Source organism: Coleofasciculus sp. G1-WW12-02 (genome assembly GCF_040219735.1).
GTDB lineage: Bacteria > Cyanobacteriota > Cyanobacteriia > Cyanobacteriales > Coleofasciculaceae > Coleofasciculus.
In genome coordinates, this window is the sequence record NZ_JAVJRX010000179.1 from 79,721 (window position 1) to 87,078 (window position 7,358).

Here is a 7,358-nt window from a genome sequence, read left to right on the forward strand (position 1 = left end):
AATACCTATCACACAACCCTAACTTGACTAATCTATTATCAGATCGTCTGGATGGCTTTTTGGCACCGACCTATCCTTATCGGTCTGGACACAGGTTTGTTTTTAGTCAATTAGAAAAAGCAAACCTTATTTTACCGCATTTAACTCTTCCTACAATTATAAGTCTTTGTGACAAAATTAAGGAATTTACAGATTCAATATTTATAATAATTATCCCAATTCCTTCTTATGGTTTAGCTTACATATTACATTTGTGTTCCAAATTTCTATTCACGCCCATAAAAAATTCCCCCCATTGAAGGGAGGGGGATTATATATCAACCATATCCTATATAACTAGCCTTATTTGAATCTTTTAGTTGCTGATGGCAACATCATCGGCTTGAGTGGGATAGGCAGTTGAGGATGTACCATTTGCCGGGGGTTCATATCCCTTGACCGCAGCAACGGCTTGGCGCAACGCTTCGGTCCTATCCATGTGCAAATGATGTGCCGGTAAGAGTGACAGAATCCCCAGTTTTTGCAGGCGTCGTTTGATCTGACCCGTAGCACCAACAATGAAGACTTGACGACCTTTATCAATGGCTTCTTGAATGGCGTTTTCAATCGCCAGCGAAGAGGTAACACCTAAATGAGGGACATCACTTAAATCCACAATCAGGACATCATGATCTGCCATTGCATTATGCTGGCGGGAGATTGCCTTGGACACCCCAAAGATCATCGGTCCACTCAGATGGAACAATAGGATGCGACCATCGGTTTGATCGATCAGTTCTTTCTCTTCAGCACTCATCTGGATGGCATCATCAGCATCCGTAATCGTCTTAACATCATTGGCTTGGACTTTGGAGAGACGTTCAATGGTTAAGAGATTGGCAACAAACACACCAACGCCAACGGCAACAATTAAGTCAACAAAGACGGTAAGGATGATCACGCCATACATAATCATGGCGGCTTTAATCGAAACCTGATGCGCTCGCTTCAGGAAGCCCCAGTCAATAATATCTATACCTACCTTGAGGGCAATTCCTGCCAGAACCGCCATGGGAATCCAAGCGGTTAGATTGGCGGCGCCTAAAATGACAACGAGCAAAATTAAGGCACGAGTTAAACCCGATACGGCAGTTCTAGCACCGGTTTGGATATTGACCACGGTTCCCATGGTTGCACCAGCACCTGCAATACCGCCAAATAACCCGGACATCAAGTTACCTATACCTTGACCAATTAATTCTTTGTTCGAGTCATGCTGAGTACGAGTTAAACTATCGGCAACAACGGAGGTGAGTAGGGCATCAATACAACCAAGCATCCCCAAAACCAAGGCATCAATGAGCATACTTTGGAACTGATTCGCACTAAAGGTTGGCACTTGTAATGTAGGCAAACCTGTAGGTATCTCACCAATGCGTCGGATATCATCCATCAGGGGGAACGCATACAGAGCAACGACTGTTCCGACGATTAGCGCTACTAACTGCGCCGGCGGGACAAACTTCCTTATATTAGACGGTACAAGTTGTTGCACTAAAATTGGCATCACGACCAGAATAGCCACCGTCAAGACTGCCAAAGCCGTCTCACCGGGCTTGATATTCTGTAACAGCGTACCTATGTTTTGAACCGTACCCAGGATGCCACCCTTAGGACTTGCCTGTCCCAAAAAGGGTCCTAGTTGCAGGATGACTAGGATAAATCCAATCCCAGACATAAATCCGGACACTACGGTGTAGGGCATTAGGGTAACGTATCGACCCAACCGCAATGCGCCGAGAATAATTTGGATTACCCCTGCCATCATGACTACGGTAAATGCCATAGCCAGACCCTGTTCTGGGCTATCCGCCGTTACCGTGAGCTTGGCAATAACGGCAGTCATGACCACGGTCATCGGACCTGTGGGTTCGGAAATGAGAGTGGGTGTACCGCCAAACAGGGCAGCAAAAAAGCCAACTAAGACAGCACCCCAAAGACCGGCTGCAGCGCCAGCGCCAGAGGCAACCCCGAAAGCCAGTGCCATGGGAAGTGCGATAATCGCAGCGGTGAGCCCTCCAAATATGTCACCCTGTAGATTCCTAAAATGTATGCGATTAGTGATTTGCATTAGACTCGGAGGAGTGAGAGAACGACAGCTTACTCAGAGAGTGTTAAGCATTTGGAAAATCTTCTCATATTTTCCGGGAAGAGTTTAAGCTTTGTAACACTTGAGAACATTTCTTTAGTTAGATTAACTGAATATGAACAATTCTAAACATTGAAATTTTCAATAGAAAGCATAGAGAGATGGGGATGAGGGGATGGAGAAAAGCATCGGCTCATGCCCAGGAAAACCCGTCTAGCAGGGTGTAGGATGTAGGGTGACTGGCTGTAGAGAACAAGTGAACCCCTCTCGCCCCGCTCAAAAATGATTAAGATAGGCAAAATGCAGGGGACGAGAAAATGAGTTCATTAGGTTAATTTTACAAAAATTCACTCTATCTATAGACAGATATTATCAATGGATTGTATACAGGTCAATAAAATTCGCTCTTACGGCTATACGGGTTATCTGCCAGAAGAGCGGGTACTCGGACAATGGTTTGAAGTGGATCTCACGTTATGGCTGGATTTAGCCGCCGCCGGTGAGAGTGATGATATTGCTGATACCTTGGATTACCGCCAAGCCATCGAAACGGTTAAGCAACTGATTACAACCTCTAAGTTTTCCTTAGTGGAAAAATTAGCCAGCGCGATCGCACAGGCTCTGTTACAGCTAGATAGAGTAGAGCAAGTACAAGTGCGGCTGAGTAAACCCGCTGCCCCTATCCCTGATTTTGGTGGCAAAATTACAATCGATATCACTAGACCAGTGGTCTTGAAAAATAAGAGCGCGGGGTGATGCGCCCTCTCAACCTTACGCGATCGCTAAATCCGTCTCAGTCTGCTCCCCAAGGTTACCTCCTTGATCTACCCGCATCCATTCCTGAAACACGTCTTCGATGAATGTTCGTTTCTTCACTCCCGTCTCATTCACCACCTGCACTTCAACTTTGAGAGTGGGTAGATACACACTATCTATGAGTTGATGCCCATAAGCCACAACTTTACCCACGTTCCCCGTTGAACGATGACATGCATAGTCCCCAATATTGAGCAAGATATTCATAATTGCCCACAATAATTCGCTAAATGGACAATGCATACCATAGCAATGGGAGCAAGTTATGGCAATATTTCTTAATTTTTTTCGGCTATTGTTACATCGCTACATATTTTTATCATTTGTCTTATGTCATTCGTCCTTTGTCCTTTGGCGTATCCATTATTAAATAAGGAATACAATACTTTACAATGCTTATCATCCACTTAATAACGCTTCAACAAACTCATAACTTGAGAAGGGACGCAAATCTTCAATCCCTTCCCCAGCACCGATAAATCGAATCGGCAGTCCCAGTTGCTGCACGATCGCCAAAGCCACACCCCCCTTAGCCGTACCATCCAACTTAGTCAACACCACACCACTAAGTTTTGCCGCTTCCGAGAACACCTCAGCTTGACGCAAACCATTTTGACCAAGGGTAGCATCCAATACCAGCAAAGATTCCACCTTCGCCTCCGGTGCTTTTTTATCAATAATCCGGCGAATTTTCGCCAATTCCTCCATCAGATTTTTCTTGTTTTGCAAACGCCCTGCGGTGTCTATCAAAAGCAATTCCGTATTTCGGGCTTGAGCGGCTGTGATTGAATCGAATACCACGGCGGCTGGATCAGTATTCTTGCCCGGATTAGCAATCACCTCTGTGCCACTGCGTTCTCCCCAAATCTTCACCTGTTCCACCGCCGCCGCCCGGAAGGTATCAGCAGCGCCAATTAAACATTTGTAACCCGATTTATTGGCTAAGTGAGACAGTTTGCCAATGGTAGTGGTTTTCCCAGCGCCATTCACCCCAGTCATCAACCAGATATTCAGGGTATCTTTTTCCGGGAAAAAGGTGGAACCGTAAGACTCGTGACAGGGTTTATCCAGTAAATCCCGGAGAATTTGTTTCAAATACGCGATCGCTTGTTCAGGAGGTAAGACTTCCTGGCGCATTTTAGCTTGCAGGGTTTCAATAATGTAATCCGTTGCCTCAATACCCACATCCGCTTGCAACAGCAACGCCTCGATTTCCATCACGGCGTCTTGGTTCAACGGACCTTGACCAACAATCGCCTTGAGTTGATTGACTAAGCTGCGACGAGTTTTGCCGAGTCCAGAGCGGAGTTGTTTGAGCCAGCTAATTTCCTCGGCGGAAACATCGTCAGGGGTACGCCCTTGAGCCGCTAAGACTTTGGCTGACCACAAAAATTCTTCATCAAAGGCTACACCCGCTTCTGCTTCTAGTGGGGCGGTGGGTTGGGTGACGGGTTCCGGTTCTGGCGTCTCAATCGCCGTTGCTTCGAGCCGTTTGAGTCGTTCTTCCCGTTCAGCTTTCCTTGCCCAAATCGGGACAGTCGCTGATTCTTCTGTAGCCGGGGGTTCTGGCTGTACTGCTGGGGTTTCCGCTGCGGCTACGGTGTCTGAAGCAGTCGGAACCTCGATTTGGTCAGGTTCTGGTTGTTCGGTTTCAGCTTCAGTAACAACTGTGGATTCTGGAGGTACCGTTGGTGTTGGGGCTTCAGGTTCTGCCTGTGTTATTTCACCCTCTGGCTGCTCAACCACTGACTCTACAGATGCAGTCTCTTCTGGAGCCACTTCCACCGTTTCTGAGTCTGGGGAGGTTTCTTTTGATTCTGTAGTCTCTGTTATTTCAGCTTGAGTAGGTTCAGCTATGTCCGGTTGAACCTCTGGCGCTGCGGTTTGAGCTTCTGAGGGTGCTTGCTGCTGCTTTTGCAGGTTTGTATAAGCTGCTTTTGCCCAACTCAGATAGTCTTCAGCAACTGTTGATGACTGCTCCTGAGTGGCAGACTCACTCTCCGGTTGCTGTGATTCAACCTGGGGAGTTGCTGACTGCTGCTCCTGCGTCTGTTCGTCGGAAGCTGTTTCACTTTTACCAATTTGGCGGCGGAACCAATTAAACACCATTGCACCTAACCAGAAATAGTTTTGAGTTTTGACCCTTCGCTGCGATCGAGGGCATGGTTTTGAGTAGGGGCGGGTTTGACGAGTAACTTTTTTTGTTACCCCAATGTGATTAAACCCGCCCCTACCGACATTTTGAGTTGTTAGTTGGAGTTATGAGTATCCTTAGCAATATTTGACATCTTCCCCCACGTTACGATAGTTTTTTCGCGATCGCGATCAGGGTAGGGCTGATCGGATTGTACCTAGGGTTAACCTAACTAAACTATATGGACTTTTGTAGAATGGGTGAGTCTGGCTCATTTATCAGGGTAGTGACGCGACGCAACACGCCATTGACAAATCGATGCCCTTCTTCATCGCTGTAGCGTTTAGCCAGTTCTATGGCTTCGTTAATAGCGACGCGATCGGGAATGCCTAAAAAGGCTATTTCTGCCACCGCTATTCGCAAAATATCCCGGTCAATGCGGGGTAAGCGATTAATCTGCCAATCTTTAAGAGATTGAACTAATATTTCATCAATCTCTACTTGCCTGCGACCGATCGCCTGTAGAATTTCTATGGCATAAGCCCGCACCTCTGCTTGATTAGCCAGCTGAATCATTTCCGGCATTTCTACGGCGACACCGATACGGTTAATCGCTTTCTGAGTCAATTCTATGGCGTCAGCGACCATCGTTTTAGCACTTCGCACATCGATCGCGCGGGTTTCACTCCCCAGGAGGCGATCGCTCCCGCGTTTGAGTTCTGCTGCGGCTGTTTCTAATGCTTCGTGAATTTCATCGGTTAGAGTCCTCACGGCGATCAATACCATCTGACTCAGTTGTTTTTCCTCAAGCTGTTCCGGTTCAGTAGGCATCTGAGAGAGGCTTAAAAGCGCCAGTTCACGAGCAATTCTACGGGGTTGCATGGTTTTGTCCTTTGTCTTTTCTTTGTCTTTTGTCCTTTGTCCCCTTCTTCCCCTATCCCTAATCCCTAGGAACTTTCTTCCGTGGGTAACATCGGCTGCGGGCGCATATCGGGTAGAGGTTGCTCTCGTGTCGTCTTACCGTATGGCATCTTTAGGGGCATACCTATGGAGGATTCAGCCGGTCCAACAATTCCACCGGAGATTAATACCTTAAAGGCATCTTCGATCGACATCGAGAGATTAATCACTTCATTTTCCGGCACAACAGCATACCATCCTGTGGTCGGGTTTGGGGTAGTGGGAATGAAAATATTCAACATGGTGTCGTTGAGTTTGCTTTGAATTTCACCCGTGGCTGTTCCCGTGACGAAGGCTATCGCCCACATTCCCTGACGCGGATACTCCACCAAAATCACCCGCCGAAATTTGCTGCTGGAATCCTTAAGTAGGGTTTCCAATAACTGTTTGAGCGTTTTATAGACTGAGCCAGCCAGGGGAATTGCCTGTAACACTCGTTCTCCTAAATCCAGCAACCACCGCCCCGCAATATTACGTGCCATTAAGCCAATCAGCAGAATACACAGGAGGGGCACCGTTAGCCCCACCAATAAATTCAAGAGATTGACCAAAATGGGGTGGAGGTTATTATAGGGATTGAGTTGCTTGGGGATACGGGTGAGAAAATTGATCACCCAATTGGCGATGGTAATCGTCAGCCAGATTGTGGTAGCGAGGGGAATCACTACCAGTAGACCGGCGATTAGGTCGTTTTTTAAGTCCTGCTTGAAGCGTTGGATCACAGAGTACTGACTCTCCTTACAATGGATCTTAAATGTCTGTCATTGCTCCCTCAAGTACTGGTATAAGCTGTTGAAACCTTGACCCGATGAACGGCAATCGCCGCCAGCTTTCCCAGCCGTTGATGGGGATGAACTCCTGCTCAACCCCGTTTTGCTGCCCCGGTGAAGCAGTACTCTTGGTCGAGGGTTCTCTCTTTAGTTGTAAAGCTTGTTAAGAATTGTTGCAAGTATTGATATCTCTATTAAGGTTTCAGAATTAAGGTTGCCGAGGGGATTGGGGTGTCATTTCTCACGTTGCCTTTGTTTCCTGGCTGACTCTAGGGTAGTGGAGGATGTCGCATCACTGCGGTTGCCGATGAAATATTCCATTATTTTTAACAACTCTTACCTATGGATTCTTGTTTTAGATGACAAAGCTTTGACGTACTCCCCCATCTGAAGAAGGGGGATTCTTAAAGGATGTTACGAGGCGGACTGAAGTCGCGCCTCTCTACCCTTGTTCTTGCTTCTCGAACTCTTAACTAGACGGTTTCCCGTCCCCGTCAGACCGTCTCCACAAGCATTTTCTTTAATGTCCAAGATGCGTCCCACCTCAGAC

General features: G+C 47.0%; 6 protein-coding genes. 1 reads left to right on the forward strand and 5 read right to left on the reverse strand.

Annotation, left to right across the window (positions count from 1 at the left end; translation table 11 throughout):
• Window positions 1–355: 355 nt before the first annotated feature.
• Window positions 356–2,110, reverse strand: a complete 1,755-nt coding sequence (gene bicA / locus RID09_RS28320) for a bicarbonate transporter BicA (protein WP_446339246.1) — start codon at window positions 2,108–2,110, stop codon at window positions 356–358.
• A 393-nt stretch (window positions 2,111–2,503) separates the two neighbouring features.
• Here bicA and folB point away from each other — a divergent pair, with 393 nt between their 5' ends.
• Window positions 2,504–2,884, forward strand: a complete 381-nt coding sequence (gene folB, locus RID09_RS28325; protein WP_446339247.1) for a dihydroneopterin aldolase — start codon at window positions 2,504–2,506, stop codon at window positions 2,882–2,884.
• A gap of 15 nt (window positions 2,885–2,899) precedes the next feature.
• On the opposite strand, the gene RID09_RS28330 is transcribed toward folB, so the two are convergent.
• The 4 genes from RID09_RS28330 to RID09_RS28345 form a co-directional block, all read right to left on the reverse strand.
• Window positions 2,900–3,151, reverse strand: a complete 252-nt coding sequence (locus RID09_RS28330) for a hypothetical protein (RefSeq protein ID WP_446339248.1) — start codon at window positions 3,149–3,151, stop codon at window positions 2,900–2,902.
• Window positions 3,152–3,343: 192 nt separating this feature from the next.
• Window positions 3,344–5,053 (reverse strand): signal recognition particle-docking protein FtsY, encoded by a 1,710-nt coding sequence (gene ftsY / locus RID09_RS28335; protein WP_446339249.1) that lies wholly within the window; start codon window positions 5,051–5,053, stop codon window positions 3,344–3,346.
• Window positions 5,054–5,315: 262 nt separating this feature from the next.
• Entirely contained in the window at window positions 5,316–5,960 is a 645-nt protein-coding gene (nusB, locus tag RID09_RS28340) for a transcription antitermination factor NusB (protein WP_446339250.1), read from the reverse strand.
• A gap of 65 nt (window positions 5,961–6,025) precedes the next feature.
• A complete protein-coding gene (locus RID09_RS28345; protein WP_446339251.1) occupies window positions 6,026–6,760 on the reverse strand; it encodes a DUF502 domain-containing protein in 735 nt (244 codons plus the stop codon).
• Between the last annotated feature and the right edge of the window lie 598 nt (window positions 6,761–7,358).

What these genes read in the sequence shown, in the direction of transcription:
- nusB (WP_446339250.1), bottom strand. Translation starts at nt 5,960, where the DNA reads ATGCAACCCCGTAGAATTGCTCGTGAACTGGCGCTTTTAAGCCTCTCT.
- ftsY (WP_446339249.1), bottom strand. Translation starts at nt 5,053, where the DNA reads ATGGTGTTTAATTGGTTCCGCCGCCAAATTGGTAAAAGTGAAACAGCT.
- RID09_RS28330 (WP_446339248.1), bottom strand. Translation starts at nt 3,151, where the DNA reads ATGAATATCTTGCTCAATATTGGGGACTATGCATGTCATCGTTCAACG.
- folB (WP_446339247.1), top strand. Translation starts at nt 2,504, where the DNA reads ATGGATTGTATACAGGTCAATAAAATTCGCTCTTACGGCTATACGGGT.
- bicA (WP_446339246.1), bottom strand. Translation starts at nt 2,110, where the DNA reads ATGCAAATCACTAATCGCATACATTTTAGGAATCTACAGGGTGACATA.